This window comes from Aerococcus mictus (assembly GCF_003286595.3).
Lineage (GTDB): Bacteria > Bacillota > Bacilli > Lactobacillales > Aerococcaceae > Aerococcus > Aerococcus mictus.
Map to the genome: position 1 here is coordinate 956,712 of NZ_CP132985.1, position 18,417 is coordinate 975,128.

The window sequence follows — 18,417 nt, forward strand, 5'->3', positions numbered from 1 at the left end:
AAAATGAGTAAGAAGGAATTAGTAAAAACAGTCTTTGATGGCCATCAAGCTGAGCGAACACCGGTTGGTTTCTGGCACCACTTTGTAGAAGATGTTTACCATGCTAATGCGTTGAAAGATGATCAAATCAAACCAGCTAATTTAGCTGGCCACCAACAATTTCTTAAGGACATTGAGCCTGACTATATAAAGATAATGACTGATGGTTATTTTCAATATCCTAATGAAAAGTTACAAAAAGCTGAGCATTTATCGGAAGTTGGAGAAATTGAACCGCTAGCAAATGATGATCCTTGGATTCAAGAACAAATTCAGTTTGCCAAGGAGGTCGAAGCCCTACACAATAACCAATTGTATAGTTTTTATAATATTTTCGGTCCATTAACTACCTTCAAAATCTTATATGATGACCAAGATGAACGTGTCAGCCGGTTCTATCAGGAAGATCCTGAACTTTTCGCAAAAATTTTAAAAGTCATTGCGGGAGATATTCAAAAGGTCATTGAAGGAATCTTATCAGAGACTACCGTTGACGGGATCTATTACTCTACTCAAGATTTACAAACCGATGATTTTACTGACCAAGACTTTATTGAACTGGTTAAGCCATTGGATACTGCTTTATTAAATCGTGCTAAAGAACTTAAACCTCACCATATCCTCCATGTTTGTGGTTACTTAGGCGCCCATAACCGATTAGAAAAATTTGCTGACTATCCAGCCAGTGCGGTTAATTGGGCAACTGGGCCGGAAAAATTATCGATTGAAGACGGCAAGAAGATCTTTAAAGATAAGGTTGTTGTGGGTGGTTTCCAAAATACAGCAGATGACCTCATCTACAAGGGAACAGAGGAAGAAATTAAGGCTTATACCAAGCAATTAATTAAAGAAGCTGGTGATACACCTTATGTGATTGGCGCAGATTGTACCATTCCAGCAGATACACCAAGAGAACATTTTGAATGGGTTCGCCAAGCAAGTATAGAGGAGGCAGCTGAAAATGAAAAATAAAAAATTATTTATCGGTATTTTAGTGGCGGTAGTCGTTGTATTAGCCAGCTTCTTAATCAGAAACCGAAGTAATGAACCAAGTAAAGAAAATGCACGCAATGTGAAGGTTGCTTTTTGGCAAAATTATTATCCCTATAATTTCGTGAATGATAAGGGCGAAGCCGATGGTTATGAGGTTGCCGTTTTTAGAGAAGTTGAAAAGAAGTTGCCTCAGTATCACTTTGACTTTGTCCCAACATCTAATGAAGACTTACTCATTGGCTTAGAGTCAGGTAAGTATGACGCAGGGATTAAAGGATGCTGGTATACCGATGAGCGGGCTAAGAAGTTTATTATTCCGAAAAACTATCATGGGGCGAGTGTGATTGGGTTGACCATTCGTTCTGAAGATAAGGATAAATATAAAAACATCGATGATTTCGCTAAGGCTAAGGGGAGATTAGTTCCTATTTCGCCACAAAACGGTCAATATGATGTGATTCAAGATTATAATAAAAAGAATCCTGATCATCCTATTGATTTGGTTCCTGCTGATCAATTTGACTTATCCGATGCCTATGGTTGGGTGCTTGAAGGACGTTATGATGCTTACTTCTCTATTGACCTATCCTATAAAAAGTCTGTAGAAGATGAAGATGGTCCTTACCATGATAAAGCTGATCAATTGACCTACGTGACTTATAAAGGGATTCCAATCTATCCATTATTTGAACGGACTGATGAAAATGAACAATTAGTCAAAGATTATGATCAAGCGATTAAAGAACTCCGTGAAGATGGTACATTAGAAAAATTATCCCAACAATACTTAAATAAAAATGTATTTGATTATATTAAAGATTAAAATGGCAATCTGATGTAAGACGAGGATGTGTTACTTAGCCCTGATTAAGTCTAGATGAAATGAAGTCTTCTGAATAATTATTTTCAGAGTAAGCAGTCAGTTCAATCTAAGTTAGCAGGGCTATTGCCATTCACTGACTAGTGTAGAAAGGAGATAATATGGTTAATTTTGATGTAAAATCCATATTCCCTTTATTTAAGGAATTGATACCATTTATACCAGTATCATTATTTATATTAATTATTTCCTTTACCCTTGGCAATTTACTAGGAGTTATTCTAGCTTATGGCTTAGAGGCAAAGCAAAGATGGTATCAGCAAATAACGAAGTCTTATATATTTATTATGCGCTGCACGCCACCGATAGTGATGATATTTCTAGTATTTTATGGTTTACCCCAGCTATTGAAGTGGTGGCTTAAGATTAACATTCATGATTTCTCACAAGCAGTCTTTGTCATTATTGCCTTAACTTTGCTATATGGAGCCAATATTTCTGTTGTGTTCAAAGCAAGTTATGATGCGGTCAATAAGGGACAAAGGGAGGCTGGCTTAGCTTTGGGCCTGTCAGAAGCTAGGACTTTCTTTAGAATCATACTGCCTCAAGCCTTAAGGATTGCCCTACCAAATATTGGTAACTCGACGGTTTCTTTATTAAAAAACACTGCCCTAGCTTATACCATTGGATTAATTGATGTCATGGGGGCAGGACAATTATTTATTAATCGAAATATGGGTAATTTTTCCTTAGAAACTGATTTGGCAGTAGCCATTATCTATTGGATTATTGCTGGATTAATTATGGTTTCTATTCATCTAGTAGAAAAAGAAATTTCTAAAGGGGAGGTATAGGGCGATGAATTGGGATTTTATTATTGATACATTTTTTGCTTCCTTAAAAGGAATTCCTGTGACCCTTAGTATTATGCTGGTAGCGGTATTATTTTCTATCGCCCCTGCTTTATTGTTTGCCTTAGCTTTACAGAGGGAGCTGCCAGTCATTAGTAAGTTTATTCAAGTTTACTTAGCGATCATACGTGCTACTCCCTTAATTGTTCTTATTCTGTTCTTTTACAGTTTACTGCCTAGTCTTTTAAATCAATTCACCAATTTAATTCATGTTAAGGTGGACGTCTTTAATTTTAATCCGATTATCTATGCCTACATTATCTTCTCCTTAATTGCGCTAGCTTCCTTAACCGAGATTTTTCGGTCTGCTTTAATGGCTGTTGATTATGGCCAGTGGGAGGCAGCCCTAAGTGCCGGTTTAAGTCCTTGGAAAAGTTTTGAAAGAATTATTTTTCCGCAATTGCTTAAAGTTGCTCTACCTTCATTTATTAATTTGATTATTGAACTGGTTAAGGGAACTTCTTTAGTTTTTGTGATGCCGGTGCAAGATATCACAGCTATTGCAAAGACTGCAGCAGCCTATTCCTATAATTTTACCAGTGCTTATATTGTTATCTTTGTTATTTATTTAATACTTTGTGGCTTAATTCAATATCTTGGACAGGTCATTAATAAGTATTATCTATCCCATGCCTAGGAGTGATTAATGATGTTGAATGTTAAAAATATCCACAAATCCTTTCTTGGTCAAAAAATATTGAAAGGAATTGATTTAACGGTTGATTCCGGAGATGTGATTGCTATTTTGGGCCCTAGTGGGTCAGGAAAGACCACCCTTTTACGGTGCTTAAACTTCTTAGAAAAGGCAGATCATGGTGAATTTGGCCTCTTAGGAGAGCATTATGACTTAAGCAAAATTACTCGAAAAGAAATTTTGAAGATTAGACAACATATTGGTTTTGTTTTTCAAAATTATAATTTGTTTAATAATAAAACGGTTTTAGAAAACCTGCTAGAACCCCTGGTTACAGCGCGAGGCTGGGCTAAGGATGAAGCAGTTGCTCGAAGTGAAGAAATCCTTGACTGGGTAGGGATGGCTAAACTCAAGGATCGCTATCCTAATCAACTCTCGGGAGGACAACAACAAAGAGTGGGGATCGCTAGAGCAATCGCACCTAGTCCTGATCTCATCCTCTTTGATGAACCGACTTCAGCTTTAGACCCGGAATTAGTCGATGGGGTTTTAAATATTATGACTGAACTTGCTAAAAAGGGAACTACCATGGTCGTTGTGACCCATGAAATGTCCTTTGCTAAGAATGTTGCTGATCATATTATATTTATGGAGCAGGGAGAAGTGATTGAAGAGGGCGATCCTTACAGTTTCTTTAACGCTCAGAAAAATCAAAGAGTACATAAATTCCTCAATGTCTTAGATCGCTTTTAAGATGATGAGGTCATCAGAGGCCCGCAATAGCTTATTCGATTAGCTATTGCGGCTTTTTAGATGAAACTATTCTGTTTATAAAACGTCTATTTTGTCATAGATCTCTTTGATTAATGTGGTGACTATACGGCTATGTGGATGACGTTTTAAACTAGATTAGCAAACTGGCTGACAAAGGCACGACCATGGTAGTAGTTACTCACTATATCTCCTTTGCCCGTCATGTTGCTGATCACATTGTCTTTATGGATCAAGGAAAAATCATCGAAAAAATGATTCGCTTACTTTCTTTCAGAAATTCCAAAGAGAAATAATCCAAGATTTTCCTGAGGCTATCGCTAGCTAATAAATGAGAAGACACTCAAAAAGCCCAAAGGTTTATCAAGTCCTTTTGGGCTTTTTGAATGTTATTATTCACTTGTTAATCTTGGTATAAGGCGTTAACTCTAGCTTGAGTATCTTCATTGTTTAAATACTCTTCATAACCGGTATCAATCCGGTCAACTAAGCCGTTAGGACTGACATGGATCACCCGGTTAGCAATGGTTGAAAGAAATTCTCTATCGTGGGATGAGAATAATAGGACGCCTTTAAAGCGGATTAAGCCATCATTCAAGCTGGAAATCGATTCCAGGTCAAGGTGGTTAGTCGGATTATCCATTACTAGGACGTTAGCCTTAGACAGCATCATTTTAGAGAGCATGCAGCGGACTTTTTCGCCCCCAGATAGCACATTGACGTGTTTATTCACGTCATCACCGGAAAAGAGCATGCGACCTAAGAAGCTTCTCAAGAAAGTATTGTCTTGTTCTTCAGGCGTCTTAGCGTATTGGAAGAGCCAGTTTAATATCGATTGGTCACTGTTATCAAACTCTTTTGAGGTGTCGCGTGGCAGGTAACTTTGACTGGTGGTTATTCCCCACTTGAAGCTACCAGAATCCGGCTCCATTTCACCCATTAAAATTTGGAAAAGGGTAGTAACAGCGACATCATTGCGACTGACAAAGGCTACCTTATCATCATTTTTCAGGTGGAAGGTAATATTGTCTAACACTTTGACGCCATCGATTGTCTTAGAGAGGCCTTCAACGGTTAAGACGTCATTACCAATTTCACGTTCTGGTTCAAAGCCAACATAGGGATACTTACGGCTAGATGGTTGAATATCATCGAGTTCGATCTTATCGAGCATTTTCTTACGAGAAGTTGCTTGCTTTGATTTAGAAGCATTGGCTGAGAAACGAGCGATAAAGGCCTTTAATTCTTTAACTTTTTCTTCTTTTTTGGCGTTGGCGTCGGCTTGTAATTTGGCTGCTAACTCACTGGATTGTTTCCAAAAGTCGTAGTTCCCCACGTAAAGTTTAATTTTACCAAAGTCAACATCACAGATATGGGTACATACTTGGTTTAAGAAATAGCGGTCATGGGAAACCACGATAACTGCATTAGGAAAGTTAATAATATATTCAGCTAGCCATTCGATAGAATCCGCATCTAAACCATTGGTTGGTTCGTCGAGTAAGAGAATATCAGGATTTCCAAAGAGGGCTTGAGCTAAGAGTACCTTAACTTTATCGCGTTCTTCGAGTTCACTCATCAGTTGATAGTGTTTGTCTTCTGCAATTCCTAAACCTTGGAGTAATTGAGAAGCTTCGGATTCAGCCTCCCAACCGTTCATTTCCGCAAATTGGGCTTCAAGTTCACCGGCGCGAATACCATCTTCTTCACTGAAGTCACTTTTTGCATAAATGGCATCTTTCTCTTCTCTTATTTGGTAGAGTTCTTTATTTCCCATGATGACTGTATCAATTGGGCTATATTCTTCAAAGGCAAAGTGGTCTTGGTTCAAGACCGAAATGCGCTCATTGGCTTCTTTACTGACTTCACCAGTAGAAGGGGCAATTTCTCCCGATAGGATTTTAAGGAAGGTTGACTTACCGGCTCCATTGGCACCGATGATACCGTAACAATTTCCAGGATTAAATTTTAAATTGACATTATCGTAAAGTTTGCGGTCAGAAAAATGTAGGCTAACATTTGAAACTTGTAACATGATGATTCCTCACTTTTTTTGATGATCGAGTAGTTTCAGTCACTCATACTGACTAATCATAACGAATTAAAACTTTGATTGCAAACAGTAAATGAGAAGAAAAAGCTCTAATTTGTCCTGATAAGGGCAGTGTGATATGATAAAAAATGTAAGCGATTTATATAAATACATGGAATGAAGGAAGTGACCCAGTGAAATCAGTTGTTATCTTTGATATGGATGGAACCTTAATTGATACAGAATCCGTCTACCTTAAGGCCTATCAAGAGGTCTTTCAAGCGCGAGGAATAGAATTTACCGATCAGGAATATATCGACCAGCATGCCGGTCGCACAGCAGCAGCCTGCTTACAGGCCCTAGTGGAAAAAACGGGCAGCCAAGATTTAGCCAAAACGCTTTTCAATGAAGCAGAGCAAAGATTTGTTGAAATTGAGGCTGAATCCGGTATCGACAATAAAGCCGGTTTACAAGAGACTCTCGAGGCTCTTAAAGACATGGAAGTTACCATCCATGTGGCTTCTTCCAGTAACCGCTCAGAAGTGATTTCCAGGTTAAAAGGAGCTGGAATTAGTTCCTACATCGATGGTTTTACTTCTGGGGATGAAGTTACACATTCTAAGCCTCATCCTGAAATCTTTTTAAAGGCCTTAGAGAAGACGGGGCAAAGTAAGGATAGTGCTTTAATTATTGAAGACTCCGTAGCAGGGGTTGAAGCTGGTTTTCGTTCGGGGATTGATACCATCATGGTGCCTGACTTGGTCGCAGCTAGTGAGAAAAATAAGGCGCAGGCGCTTGCCATTGTTGACCGCCTAGACGATATCCTTAACTATGTCAAATAAGCTGACTAAAGCACTTTGCTAGTAGTATGAAATATCAGTAAATTGAATAATTTTAGTCTATTTTATGCAAAAGCGACAGGGTTCTAATTCCTGTCGCTTTTGTGTTTATTGAATTTTACTATCACTGGCTGATTGATTCATTGTATTATTTTGGAGGTAGTGAATAATTTTATCAGTTCCTCGGTCAATTTGTTGGTAGGTGGTTTGAAAGTCTTTGGTTAACATCGGATCATCAACGTCAGCCTGGTCTTCAAGAAAATGAGAGAAGGGCACGATTTTAGAAAAATAACTTTCTCCCAGACGCTCTCTAGTGGCATCATAGATGGTAGTATCCATACAGATAATCAAATCGAAACGCTTAGCATCCATGGGCTTGAGAAGGCGACTCTTTAGTCCTTGATAGGGTATGTGATGTTCCTTGAGCAGCTGTATTACACGAGAATCCGCCTTATCACCATTGCGCCAATTTTCAATGGAAGCGGAATCAACTTTTATGGACTGCGAGAAGTGGGCTTGCTTAATTTTTTCACGTAGCAGGGCTTCTGCTAATGGAGAACGACAAATATTAGCCAAACACACAAAAAGTATGCTTTTGCCTTTTGGGGCAATTAATTTTTGCCAGTTAGACTTTAGCCGCTCTTTAAGCTTCTGCCAGTTAGGGGACTTAGTCGCCATAGGGTGCTTTTTCCCATTGTGTATTAGTCTGACTCAAATCCAAGGCTTTATAGATGGCATCAGCGACACCGCCTTCGGTATGAGGACCGGTGACATAGTCAGCAATTTCTTTAACGGCGGGATCAGCATTAGCCATGGCGAAGCTATAGCCAGCCATTTCCAGCATTTTTAGATCATTCAAATTATCCCCAATAGCCATGATATTTTTAGGATTATAGCCATGGGCTTGGCAGTACTTGGCGACAGCCCCACCTTTATTGGCTGTCTTAGCTGAAATTTCCAAGTTTGACTTAAAAGAAGAGGTAATATAAATGTTATCATAGCGGTGACTTAATTCCTGCTGAATCGGGTGGAGGACTTGCGGTCCCTTTTCATGAATAAAGACTAATTTGAGGATGTGCTGGCCTTCTTTTTCAATGAGGTCAGTTAAATCATCAATATATTCAATTGAGTTAACCTCATTCGATTGACTGGCTCGACTAAGGGTTTCTTCAAAGCTCAATTCAGGAGACATTCTTTGAATCATATCTGCAATATAATGAAGGCGTTGGTGCTTTGAATTGGAGTAGACGTTCTTTGAAGTCATGGCTTCCATGTAATAACCATGTTCACGTCCGTAGAGAATAATCTCTTTAGCAACTTGGTCATCTAAGTCAATTTCATACTCTACCTCACCTTCTCGATCAAAAAGAATGGCACCATTTAAACCGATAATTGGGCAACGAATACCGGCTTCGTCTAATAGTACCTTGGCTTCGTGGAAGTTTCTTCCGGTAGCAACGATAAATGGGATACCTAATTGGTAGGTATGCATGATGGCCTCACGATTGCGTGGGTGGATGTGCATGGTCCCGTCCAACAATGTTCCGTCCATATCAGAAACAATTAATTCCAGCATAAAAATCTCCTTTTTTATAAAATCCGTTATAACTATGGCTATTGTAACATTTTAAAAAATGGTAGACTAGGTATAAGTTAAGCGATAAAGGAAAGGGGAAATCAAGCGTGCATACAATCATTAATAACCAATGGCAAGAGGCCTTAGATCCAGTTTTTGAAAGTCCTGCTTACCAAAGATTAAGAGAGTTTCTAAAAGATGAATATCGTAATCGGGTGATCTATCCAGATATGTGGCACATCTATGAGGCCTTTAAGTTAACCCCTTTTGACCAGGTAAAAGTCGTTATTTTGGGACAAGACCCTTATCATGAACCTCATCAAGCCCATGGACTAAGTTTTTCGGTACAGAAAGGTGTGGCGATTCCGCCTTCCTTAAACAATATCTACCAAGAGCTAAGCACTGATGTTGGTTTTCAACCTGTTCACCATGGAAATTTGACTGAGTGGGCCGAGCAAGGGGTCTTATTATTAAACTCTGTTTTAACAGTACGCCAAGGCAAGGCCCATTCACATCGCGGACGGGGTTGGGAAGAAGTCACCGACTTTGCTATCCAACAATTAAATAAGCGTAATCAACGGGTTGTCTTTATCTTATGGGGAAATGCGGCTAAGTCGAAGAGACGATTTATCGATGAAAATAAGCATGCCGTTCTAACTTCTGTCCATCCTAGTCCCTTATCAGCTTATCGAGGTTTCTTTGGGTCCCGACCCTTTTCGAAGGCTAACCAACTCTTAATTGAGAGTGGGCAAAGTCCAATTAATTGGCAACTTACTGAATAAAAAATTTACCCAATATCTTTGTGACACTCGCATTGGCCAGGGATGCAATGACAAGTGACAGTTGGGACAAGTTCTTTATCCTTTAGGGCTTGGAAAATATTGTCTTGCATGCTTTGGTCCAGATCACTTTGTTGGATCATGTCAATGATTAATTGATCGGCGTGGGTGCGACAATGTTGCTTGAGTAAATTATTAATATCAGCCACTTGGCTACTTGCTTCAGAAATTAGAGGATGGTAGAGATACTGTCCTCCTTTTTTTTCAGTCGCTAGATAGCCTTTATTGACTAAACGATGTAAGAGGGTTTTGATGGTTGTGGGTTTCCAACCCGTCTTTTCGCTGAGGCTATCGATTACAAAACGACTGGTGGTTGCTCCTTGAGCCCAAATCACCCGGAGAACTTGATGCTCACTGTCGGTTATGGAGTTTTTCTTTGTCATATGCGTCACTTCCTTAGAGAATAATTACTTGAGTTTGCTTGTTTGGGCAGACGATGTTGACTTATCCAAGTCAGAATATCACGGTAAACGACTTCTTCATTGTCATAAAGAAAAAGCTCATGACCGCGTTTTTCATAAATTTGAAAAATGACATCTTGAAAATGAGCTTGCTTCAATTCCTGGTAGGCGCCAGAAAGTTTTTTTTTGGACCTAGCAAAAAATCATTGGCCCCATTCATAAAATACAGGGGGAGATGGGGGTCAATCGTCTTAGCCCAACCCTTTTTGGTAGCGGAGTCGACTAACCTAATTAAATGCCAAAAGCCATCATTAGTAAAAGGAAAACCATCCAGGGGATAGTCTACTTTTTCTGGTTGAGGGTACCAGTATTTCAAGATCCGTAAATCGCGCTCACTAGGCCGACGTTTAAACTGGGTAAAAAGTCCACCAAATAAGAATCGGTGCAAAAAGAAATTGGTCGCTTGGGGACGACTAAGCTTGGTCAACAGGGGACTCAATAATTTTCCCAATTCAATTACACAAGAATGATCGGCGCTACCGGAGAGAATGGCTCCGGAGACCATGTGACTGTATTTTTGTAGGAAAAGCCGACTGATAAAAGACCCCATGGAATGCCCAATCAGAAAATAAGGAACATTGGGATTAACCGCTTTGACATCGCAAATCACGCGGTAGAGGTCTTCTACCAGAATTAACTTCATATTATAGGGCCCAAAATAGCCTAGGGAATCATGGGCTTTGGCATAGGGACCATGCCCAACTTGATCATGGGCAATGAATGTGATGCCTTGAGACTGAAACCATTCTCCCATGGGCTGATAGCGGAGGGCACTTTCAGACATACCGTGTACATAGTGAATGATGGCCTCGGGATGGTCTGCTGTCCAGCTATAGTAATCTAAGGGGTGTTTATCGGGATGGGAAGACTTTAAATTGTGATGTTCTTGATACATGGTTGAATCCTTTCTCTTGTAGCTACTATTATATAGGAAATTTTTTAGAAGGTAAAAGTTAGGCTAGTCAGACAATTGCCTTGCCTATTATTGGCGTTCGTGGTAAATTTAACTATTAATAAGCCAACTTGTAGTAATCCTCATTTTAAAAGGAGTTTGATAATTATGAATTTTGTCTATATTTCCCCATATTTTCCTCAAAATTTCCAAGAATTCGCTGTTAAACTTCATCAAAATGGTGCAACAGTATTGGGCATTGGGAGTGAAGCCTATGATATCCTACCAGCCTCCCTTAAAGAAGCCCTGACGGAATATTACCGAGTGGATAATTTAGAAGATACTCTAGCTGTGAAGAAGGCAGTGGCCTTTTTCTTCCATAAATATGGTCCAATCGACCAGATAGAATCCCAAGAAGAATATTGGTTAGAACTAGATGCTCAATTACGTGAGCAATTTAACATTGTTGGGATGAAACCAAAGGAAATGAAAAAAATAAAACACAAATCAGAAATGAAAAAATACTTTAAGAAGGCTAAGTGCCCAGTAGCTAAGGGACGTTTAGTTAGAACTAAAGTTAGCCTGAATCGGGCAGCTAAGGCCTTAGGTTATCCAGTTGTCTTAAAACCAGATGTTGGGGTAGGTGCTGGTAATACTTACCGAATTGATAACGATAATGACTTGGAAAAATTTGAAGCCCAATGGGACCACACGACGCCTTACTTTATGGAAGAGTTTATTGAAGGTGGGCAGTTATGTACTTTTGATGGATTATTGGACCAAGAAGGAAATATTGTTTGGTATGGAAGTCTAACCTATGAAGAACCGACCTTGGATTGGGTCAATGGTGACCGTGATGGAGTCTACTGGATTGAAAAAGAAGTCGATCCAAAACTCAAAGAAATTGGCGAAAATGTCGTTAAAGCCTTTGGAATTAAGGAGCGTTTCTTCCATATCGAATTCTTCCGGATGCCGGATAATTCTTATCTGGGAATTGAATATAATAACCGTGCTGTTGGTGGCTTCGGTCATGATGCCTATGACTACGCTCATAGTATCGACTTATACGATATGTATGCCAAGGTTGTTTTAGATAAAGAAATTCCTGCTAACCCCAATAATTCACGCTATTGTGTGGTGACATTTAGGCAGGCAGATAAAAATTACCAACATTCAGTTGCTGACATTAAGGAACGCTATGCTAATGATGTTAAAGCCGTTAAAGACCTGCCTAAGGTCTACCATGATTTGTTAGGTAGTCAGTTATTTGCTATCCTATGTGACAATGACAACGAGCGTCAAGCAATTACGGATTACATCCGTGCCTAGCGTCAGCTTATTCTTCCTAACTAGAAAAGAGAATATAAGAGCAGAGCTAAAAAGAGCTGGTTTCGAATGTAATGACTCCAAAAGTTAGATGCTTAGTCCGACTTATTGGAGCCACCATAAATCACCAGCTCTTTTTTTGATGAATTTTCTTTACTATTAAAAGTCAGAAAAAACCCCCAAAGTGACTTTGGGGGCTTTTATCGTTATTAGAGTTTCTAGGCTTTAACTGGCATTAGGCAGTCCACTATCGCCTCCCGACCTGTAAATGGTCCGTCGACTATAACCTTCTCCTTGGCTATTTCCTGGACTCACACTAGGTTCTCTTTGAGAGCTTGGTGTTTCTCTAGGTGGATTTTGTAAACCAGATTCATTGCCTCGATCTGTGTTAGGTGCATCCTCTTTTGGATAAGATGAGGTCGAATCTTCAATCTCAGATAATTCACTATCTGAGTGGCCTTCTTCCAGTCCGGAATGACTACTTTCTTCGATTTGACTTTCACTTTCTCTTGAAATGTAAGTTTCGACTTCTTCGCTACTTTCAGTGTAAGAATTGGAGTCAATATCGATGGTGGTTTGTCTGCCATAATTTTGCTTAAGTTCTTGATACAATTCATTATTGACTAAGTCTCGTACACTATGACCAGCGCCTGGATTAGCTAAGCGGAGTGGTTTTGAGCCAAATATTAAATCAACTGTATGGACGGAGTCAGGTTGGGTCCAATCGCTACTTGGATTTCTACTTTCTAAGTGATCCATTACTTGCCGGTATAGGCGATCCGCAATTTGCTGTTGAGCTCTCGTTAAGTAACCATTTTCCTGGTAAGGCTCATCATGCCCAGTCCATACTGTTACTGTATGGTTTTTGGTGTAACCGCTGGCCCAGTGATCGGGGACAGCTCCGGCTGGAATATTCAATTGGCGAACTTGGTCATCCGTGTAATTGGTCGTCCCAGTTTTACCAGCCTCATGGATATTAGGATTATGAATCCAGAAAGATAAACCTGATTTAAAGGTATCTTTTAGGACAGAGGTTAGCATGTAGGCCGTGGAATCTTTCATCGCTTCATGGGATTCACCTTGAACATCAACTTCTTCTCCGTCTGTAGTAATGAAGTAATCAACGGCTTTAGCTTCATTATATTGACCATTATTCCCCATTGCAGCATAGGCAACGCTTAATTGTAAGGGAGTCATTTCTCCACCGATAGCATTGGATTCAACCAGACCTTTGCCATCATTCAAAGTAATTCCTAATTTCTTTAGAAATTCGTCGGCACGTTCTGGACCAACATCTTGGAAGACTTTGATAGCAGGGATATTTCTTGAGTTCTTCAAGGCTGTTCTTAAGGTCATGGTTCCTTGATATTGACGGTCCCAGTTATAAACTTTGGTGCCACTTGAGTATTGATAAGGTTCATCTTTTTCAGTTTGACCTGGTGAATAATTTAAATATTCAAAGGCAGGTCCATAGGCAGATAAGGGTTTTATGGATGAACCGACACTACGATTTAACTGGGTAGCCCGATTTAGTCCCAATTGGTTTTCTAAATGGCGACCCCCGAATAGGGCAATGATATGACTATTGCTGGTGTCTAGAACGGATACCGCTGTTTGGATATTATCATTATCGAAAAGTAAACCATTGCTATCTTCAGCAGTTTGATGTAGGAAAGTTTGTGCTTGCATATCTAGATGAGTATAGACTTTTAAACCATCGGAGTAAAGGTCGTAGCCTGCCGCTTTAACGTCGGCAGCGACTTGCTGAATATAGGAGTCCAGCATCAATTTCTGTTGATTATTGGTATCAATCTGTTCATTAAGCGGGAGTAACCCGTGATCGATGGGCTGGTTAATCGCTTCTTGGTACTCTTCTTGAGTGATGGTGTTATTATCTAACATGGTGTAGAGCACGGTATCACGACGCTCTTTGGCTTTATCAGGATTATGGTAAGGATCGTATTCATTTGGTGCTTGCGGCATCCCGGCTAAAAGCGCAGTTTGATCTAGGCTCAGCTCGGTTAAAGGCTTGCCATAATAGATATTTGCGGCGGTACCAATACCGTAGACACCATTAGCCATATAAACCTTATTAATGTAGTATTCAAAAATTTCCTGTTTAGAAAATTGTGATTCTAACTGTAAGGCCAACCATAACTCTTGGACCTTTCTCTTATAGGTTCGATCCGATTCATTTGTAGAGAAAACAGATAGTTTCACTAATTGTTGGGTAAGGGTAGAACCGCCTTGGGCAATCCCACCTGCTCTTAGGTTTGCAAATAAAGAGCCCATAATACGGATAGGGTCGACACCGCGGTGTTTGAGAAAGCGACGATCTTCTATTGAAGTCACTGCGTCAAAGGTTTCTTGAGAGATTTCATCGCCTTCGACAATAATCCGCTCATTTTGACTGGTTTCAAAGACTTCGTTTCCTTGGTTATCATATACGACAGAGGCTACTGAACCTTGTAAATCGCCTTCGCTAATTTCTGGTGCTTGGGCAATCCAGATCAGGGCAATAATAGCTAAAATAATAAAGACACTGCCTACAGCGCCAAGGCCAATCAGTAATATTTTCTGCCACAAGGGCTTATTGCTAAAATTATTATTTTTTCTTTGTCGTGTCTTTTCCTCTTTATTTAAGCTAGAGGTACGCCTTCTATTATGGGGATAATGAGTAGACAAAAGAGTCACTTCCTTTTTAATTGTTATTTTGTAAATACTTATCCAGAGCAGCTAAATAATCGAGGGGAGGTTGGTATCCGATTTTAATCAAATAACCATGGTTTTTGATGCGTTTGAGACTAATTGAAGCTTTTTGCCCCTCTTGAAAAGCTTGCCAGTCCTCTAATAAAGCACTAAGCGGGTATAGATAGCTTTGCGACAAGGTGGTGAAATGTAAGATAACAAAACTTATACCTCCTTGCTGACTACATTTTTCCATGTGTTTAATCTGATGGTCATGGAAGTTATTGAGGGGAAAACGGGTTTTTGTTTTTGTTTGCTTGGCTTCAAAATCAATATACCTGCCTTGGTAGACTCCATTATAATCAGTGGTTGAGGCTTGTCGATAGTAGGCCTCCGTGATTTTAGCATGTTGACGATTGGGATAATCGACATGGACCACTTGTATAGGCGTTGGTTTTTTATGGATAACTGCCAAGTCATGAGATAGATACCAGGCATTGGAATCATTTAACATGTCCTCCAGCAACATGCCTCTTTTAGCATAAATTGTCTTTGGCTGACGTCTTGAATGCTTATTCAGCGAGGGAGCTTTATGGTACTTCTTCCCATTGGGATAATACATGACCTACCTCCTCTCAAACCATTAATTTATTATAGCAAAAATTGGCATTATTAAGAGAAATACATCCTCTATTTAATATAATTATAATATAGGCAATCTTTTTATCAATGCACAGTATGGATATGCATCTAAAGATATTAAAGACTAGCCTATAAAATTGCAATGGATAAGAATTATTTTGCGATAAATTGGACAAAGCCTTGGAATTAGTGTAATATATCTGAACGTGTAGATTAATCTTAAGGATTAATTCTTGATTTAGAAATTTATTTATAGTTAGGGGAATGACCGCATGTCAGTAAAATTTGAAGAAACAGCGACAAATGAAGGTGTTTTACACTTTACCGTTTCTAAAGAAGATGCTCAAAAAGCTTTAAAACAAGCATACAACCGGGTTAAAGGAAAAGTTAATATTCCTGGTTTCCGTAAAGGTAAAGTAAGTTACCCAGTTTTTGTTAAAATGATTGGTGAAGAAGCCTTATATGAAGATGCTTTAAACTATGCCTTGCCACAAGCTTACGCTAATGCCGTAAAAGAAGCTGATTTGGATGTTGTAGGCCAACCTAAATTTGATGTAGAAAAAATGCACAAGGGTGGTTCTTGGGAATTAAAAGCTGAAGTAGCCACCAAGCCTTCAGTTTCTTTAGGCGATTACAAGGACTTAACTGTTGACAAACAAGACCGTGAAGTAACTGATGAAGATGTGGATAACCGCTTAAAACAAGCCCAAGAAAACTTAGCAGAACTTTCCATTAAGGAAGGAGAAGCTCAAGAAGGCGACACCGTTGTGATTGACTATGAAGGTTCTGTCGATGGGGAAAACTTTGCCGGGGGTAGCGCAGAAAATCACTCCCTAGAATTAGGTTCAAATTCTTTTATTCCTGGCTTTGAAGACCAATTAGTGGGTTCAAAATCTGGAGATGAAGTAGAAGTAAAAGTCACTTTCCCAGAAGAATACCACGCTGAAGATCTAGCTGGTCAAGACGCTATTTTTAAAGTGAAAGTTCATGAAGTAAAAGAAAAATCAGTCCCAGAACTTGATGATGAATTTGCTAAGGATGTTGATGACGATGTTGAAAGCTTAGACGAATTGAAGGCTAAGTATCGTGAACAACTTCAAGAAGCTAAAGACCAACAAGCTGATGAACAAGTGGAAGACCAAGCAATCCGTCAAGCTGTTGACAACGCTGAATTTTCTTCTGTTCCTCAAGCAATGATCGATGAAGAAGTTAACCGTCAACTAGACCACTACTTGAATGAAATGCAACGTCAAGGGATTAGCCCTGAAATGTTCTATCAATTAACTGGTACTTCTGAAGAAGACTTACGTCAACAATTTGCTGAAGACGCCGATACTCGGGTAAAAACCAATTTATTATTAGAACAAATCATTGCTGAAGAAAACATTGAAGTGAGTGAAGAGGATATTGCTAAGGAAATTGAAAACCTAGCAGAAACCTATAATATGGAAGTTGAAGCCGTTAAGAACGTGGTTACTGAAGATATGCTCAAACATGACATTGAATTAAAACAAGCCATGAACTTAATTACCTCAACAGCTAAAGAAAAATAATCTGAACAGCTATTTTAAAAAATAGGTCAGAAATCGAGTGGGAGGTCGCATTGATTGACTTCACACTCGTTTTTTGTCACAATACATTAGATAGAGAAGGAGGAATGCGTAGAATGTTTAATGACGATAACGATAGCAATATCCATTGTTCCTTTTGTGGAAAGTCACAAGACCAAGTGACCAAGTTAATTGCAGGACCGGATGTTTATATCTGTGATGAATGTGTGAAACTCTGTCAAGAAATTATTGAAGATGACTTAAACGTTCAATCAGATAACCAAGAGTTTATCGTGAACCCTCCTAAGCCAACTGAAATCCGTCAAATTTTGGATGATTACGTGATTGGACAGACAGATGCCAAAAAGGCTTTATCTGTGGCCGTTTATAATCACTATAAACGTATTAACAGCAACCAAATTAAGAATCAAGACGAAGATAATGTAGAATTACAAAAAAGTAATATCTTATTAGTTGGTCCAACTGGTTCAGGGAAAACTTATTTAGCTCAAACTCTAGCCCGCATATTGAAAGTACCCTTTGCTATTGCGGATGCCACGAGTTTAACTGAAGCAGGTTATGTTGGAGAGGACGTTGAGAATATTCTCTTAAAACTGCTACAAGCAGCTGATTTTGATGTGGATAAAGCTCAACAAGGTATTATTTATATTGATGAAATTGATAAAATAGCAACCAAGGCGGAAAATGTTTCTATTACCCGCGATGTCAGTGGTGAAGGGGTTCAACAGGCCCTCCTGAAAATTCTAGAAGGAACGGTTGCTAATGTTCCTCCTCAAGGTGGACGTAAACATCCCCATCAAGAGTTCATCCAAATCGATACTACTAATATCCTATTTATTGTAGGTGGGGCTTTCGATGGAATTGAAAATATCATTAAGGAACGTACTGGCCATAAAGTAATTGGCTTTCAAGCAACTAAGACGACAAAAGCTGAAAAGCATGACCTCATGACGCAGGTGATTCCTGAAGACTTACAAAAATATGGCTTAATTCCGGAATTTATCGGGCGTTTACCCATTATTGCTAGTTTAGATGAATTGAATGAGGAAGACTTGGAACGTATCCTGACAGAACCTAAGAATGCTTTGATTAAGCAATATAAGCAGTTATTAGCCATGGATAATGTTCAGTTAGAGTTTACTGATGACTCCTTACGGGCCATTGCTCAAAAAGCTATTGACCGTAAAACTGGAGCGCGGGGATTAAGGTCCATTATTGAAGAATCGATGTTAGAAGTGATGTATGATATTCCTAGTCGTGAAGATGTTTCTAAGGTTATCATTACTGAAGAAGTCGTTAAAGATCATGCAAGTCCCGAACTCTATGACCAAGACGGTCAGTTAATTGCCTAATGAATTAATTGAAGAGGGGCTGTGACAAGAG

General features: G+C 39.2%; 18 protein-coding genes. 11 read left to right on the forward strand and 7 right to left on the reverse strand.

Annotated elements, in window-relative coordinates; genetic code table 11:
• Nucleotides 1-3 precede the first annotated feature (3 nt).
• From DBT49_RS04495 to DBT49_RS04520, 6 genes are all read left to right on the forward strand, one after another.
• Entirely contained in the window at nt 4-1,011 is a 1,008-nt protein-coding gene (locus DBT49_RS04495) for a uroporphyrinogen decarboxylase family protein (protein ID WP_070558060.1), read from the forward strand.
• Nucleotides 1,001-1,855, forward strand: a complete 855-nt coding sequence (locus tag DBT49_RS04500) for a transporter substrate-binding domain-containing protein (RefSeq protein ID WP_064293130.1) — start codon at nt 1,001-1,003, stop codon at nt 1,853-1,855. The genes DBT49_RS04495 and DBT49_RS04500 overlap by 11 nt, the downstream gene beginning before the upstream one ends.
• Before the next feature lie 158 nt (nt 1,856-2,013).
• Nucleotides 2,014-2,706, forward strand: coding sequence for an amino acid ABC transporter permease (locus DBT49_RS04505; RefSeq protein ID WP_070558058.1), 693 nt, complete (start codon nt 2,014-2,016; stop codon nt 2,704-2,706).
• A gap of 4 nt (nt 2,707-2,710) precedes the next feature.
• Nucleotides 2,711-3,400 carry an amino acid ABC transporter permease gene (locus DBT49_RS04510; protein ID WP_111872347.1) on the forward strand — a complete coding sequence of 230 codons (690 nt, stop codon included), beginning with the start codon at nt 2,711-2,713 and terminating at the stop codon, nt 3,398-3,400.
• 12 nt (nt 3,401-3,412) lie between these two features.
• Entirely contained in the window at nt 3,413-4,150 is a 738-nt protein-coding gene (locus DBT49_RS04515) for an amino acid ABC transporter ATP-binding protein (RefSeq protein WP_013668510.1), read from the forward strand.
• Nucleotides 4,151-4,335: 185 nt separating this feature from the next.
• Nucleotides 4,336-4,464, forward strand: a complete 129-nt coding sequence (locus DBT49_RS04520; protein ID WP_256374752.1) for a hypothetical protein — start codon at nt 4,336-4,338, stop codon at nt 4,462-4,464.
• Between the two features lie 107 nt (nt 4,465-4,571).
• Here the strand turns inward: DBT49_RS04520 and DBT49_RS04525 are convergent, their stop codons facing one another.
• Nucleotides 4,572-6,203 carry an ABC-F family ATP-binding cassette domain-containing protein gene (locus DBT49_RS04525; RefSeq protein ID WP_070558054.1) on the reverse strand — a complete coding sequence of 544 codons (1,632 nt, stop codon included), beginning with the start codon at nt 6,201-6,203 and terminating at the stop codon, nt 4,572-4,574.
• Between the two features lie 191 nt (nt 6,204-6,394).
• Between DBT49_RS04525 and DBT49_RS04530 the strand changes: the two genes are divergently transcribed.
• Complete coding sequence (locus tag DBT49_RS04530) at nt 6,395-7,042, forward strand: HAD family hydrolase (RefSeq protein ID WP_070558052.1); 648 nt, start codon at nt 6,395-6,397, stop codon at nt 7,040-7,042.
• A gap of 105 nt (nt 7,043-7,147) precedes the next feature.
• Here the strand turns inward: DBT49_RS04530 and DBT49_RS04535 are convergent, their stop codons facing one another.
• Nucleotides 7,148-7,717 (reverse strand): low molecular weight protein-tyrosine-phosphatase, encoded by a 570-nt coding sequence (locus DBT49_RS04535; protein WP_083300377.1) that lies wholly within the window; start codon nt 7,715-7,717, stop codon nt 7,148-7,150.
• On the reverse strand, nt 7,707-8,615 hold the full coding sequence (locus DBT49_RS04540; RefSeq protein ID WP_070558050.1) for a Cof-type HAD-IIB family hydrolase: 909 nt from the start codon (nt 8,613-8,615) through the stop codon (nt 7,707-7,709). The genes DBT49_RS04535 and DBT49_RS04540 overlap by 11 nt, the downstream gene beginning before the upstream one ends.
• A 107-nt stretch (nt 8,616-8,722) precedes the next feature.
• Here DBT49_RS04540 and DBT49_RS04545 point away from each other — a divergent pair, with 107 nt between their 5' ends.
• Entirely contained in the window at nt 8,723-9,397 is a 675-nt protein-coding gene (locus DBT49_RS04545; RefSeq protein ID WP_070558048.1) for a uracil-DNA glycosylase, read from the forward strand.
• Nucleotides 9,398-9,402: 5 nt separating this feature from the next.
• On the opposite strand, the gene DBT49_RS04550 is transcribed toward DBT49_RS04545, so the two are convergent.
• Nucleotides 9,403-9,837: a BlaI/MecI/CopY family transcriptional regulator gene (locus DBT49_RS04550; RefSeq protein WP_070558046.1), complete on the reverse strand. Its 435-nt coding sequence runs from the start codon at nt 9,835-9,837 to the stop codon at nt 9,403-9,405.
• A gap of 172 nt (nt 9,838-10,009) precedes the next feature.
• Nucleotides 10,010-10,810: an alpha/beta hydrolase gene (locus DBT49_RS04555; protein WP_111872348.1), complete on the reverse strand. Its 801-nt coding sequence runs from the start codon at nt 10,808-10,810 to the stop codon at nt 10,010-10,012.
• Between the two features lie 165 nt (nt 10,811-10,975).
• Here DBT49_RS04555 and DBT49_RS04560 point away from each other — a divergent pair, with 165 nt between their 5' ends.
• Complete coding sequence (locus tag DBT49_RS04560) at nt 10,976-12,136, forward strand: ATP-grasp domain-containing protein (protein ID WP_070558042.1); 1,161 nt, start codon at nt 10,976-10,978, stop codon at nt 12,134-12,136.
• A 222-nt stretch (nt 12,137-12,358) separates the two neighbouring features.
• Here DBT49_RS04560 and DBT49_RS04565 read toward each other — a convergent pair whose 3' ends face one another.
• Nucleotides 12,359-14,827: a transglycosylase domain-containing protein gene (locus DBT49_RS04565; protein WP_101560463.1), complete on the reverse strand. Its 2,469-nt coding sequence runs from the start codon at nt 14,825-14,827 to the stop codon at nt 12,359-12,361.
• Between the two features lie 7 nt (nt 14,828-14,834).
• Nucleotides 14,835-15,443 (reverse strand): Holliday junction resolvase RecU, encoded by a 609-nt coding sequence (recU, locus tag DBT49_RS04570; RefSeq protein ID WP_070558038.1) that lies wholly within the window; start codon nt 15,441-15,443, stop codon nt 14,835-14,837.
• A gap of 292 nt (nt 15,444-15,735) precedes the next feature.
• On the opposite strand from recU, the gene tig reads away from it, so the two are divergent.
• Together tig and clpX are read left to right on the forward strand one after the other, a co-directional pair.
• Nucleotides 15,736-17,016: a trigger factor gene (gene tig, locus DBT49_RS04575; protein ID WP_070558036.1), complete on the forward strand. Its 1,281-nt coding sequence runs from the start codon at nt 15,736-15,738 to the stop codon at nt 17,014-17,016.
• A gap of 113 nt (nt 17,017-17,129) precedes the next feature.
• Nucleotides 17,130-18,386: an ATP-dependent Clp protease ATP-binding subunit ClpX gene (gene clpX, locus DBT49_RS04580; protein WP_070558034.1), complete on the forward strand. Its 1,257-nt coding sequence runs from the start codon at nt 17,130-17,132 to the stop codon at nt 18,384-18,386.
• The last annotated feature ends 31 nt before the right edge of the window (nt 18,387-18,417 follow it).

Excerpts from the sequence above, each read along its gene's own strand:
- DBT49_RS04560 (WP_070558042.1), top strand. The coding sequence starts at position 10,976 with ATGAATTTTGTCTATATTTCCCCATATTTTCCTCAAAATTTCCAAGAA.
- DBT49_RS04510 (WP_111872347.1), top strand. The coding sequence starts at position 2,711 with ATGAATTGGGATTTTATTATTGATACATTTTTTGCTTCCTTAAAAGGA.
- clpX (WP_070558034.1), top strand. The coding sequence starts at position 17,130 with ATGTTTAATGACGATAACGATAGCAATATCCATTGTTCCTTTTGTGGA.
- DBT49_RS04520 (WP_256374752.1), top strand. The coding sequence starts at position 4,336 with ATGGTAGTAGTTACTCACTATATCTCCTTTGCCCGTCATGTTGCTGAT.
- DBT49_RS04550 (WP_070558046.1), bottom strand. The coding sequence starts at position 9,837 with ATGACAAAGAAAAACTCCATAACCGACAGTGAGCATCAAGTTCTCCGG.
- DBT49_RS04515 (WP_013668510.1), top strand. The coding sequence starts at position 3,413 with ATGTTGAATGTTAAAAATATCCACAAATCCTTTCTTGGTCAAAAAATA.
- tig (WP_070558036.1), top strand. The coding sequence starts at position 15,736 with ATGTCAGTAAAATTTGAAGAAACAGCGACAAATGAAGGTGTTTTACAC.
- DBT49_RS04525 (WP_070558054.1), bottom strand. The coding sequence starts at position 6,203 with ATGTTACAAGTTTCAAATGTTAGCCTACATTTTTCTGACCGCAAACTT.
- DBT49_RS04495 (WP_070558060.1), top strand. The coding sequence starts at position 4 with ATGAGTAAGAAGGAATTAGTAAAAACAGTCTTTGATGGCCATCAAGCT.
- DBT49_RS04535 (WP_083300377.1), bottom strand. The coding sequence starts at position 7,717 with ATGGCGACTAAGTCCCCTAACTGGCAGAAGCTTAAAGAGCGGCTAAAG.
- DBT49_RS04540 (WP_070558050.1), bottom strand. The coding sequence starts at position 8,615 with ATGCTGGAATTAATTGTTTCTGATATGGACGGAACATTGTTGGACGGG.
- recU (WP_070558038.1), bottom strand. The coding sequence starts at position 15,443 with ATGTATTATCCCAATGGGAAGAAGTACCATAAAGCTCCCTCGCTGAAT.
- DBT49_RS04555 (WP_111872348.1), bottom strand. The coding sequence starts at position 10,810 with ATGTATCAAGAACATCACAATTTAAAGTCTTCCCATCCCGATAAACAC.
- DBT49_RS04505 (WP_070558058.1), top strand. The coding sequence starts at position 2,014 with ATGGTTAATTTTGATGTAAAATCCATATTCCCTTTATTTAAGGAATTG.
- DBT49_RS04500 (WP_064293130.1), top strand. The coding sequence starts at position 1,001 with ATGAAAAATAAAAAATTATTTATCGGTATTTTAGTGGCGGTAGTCGTT.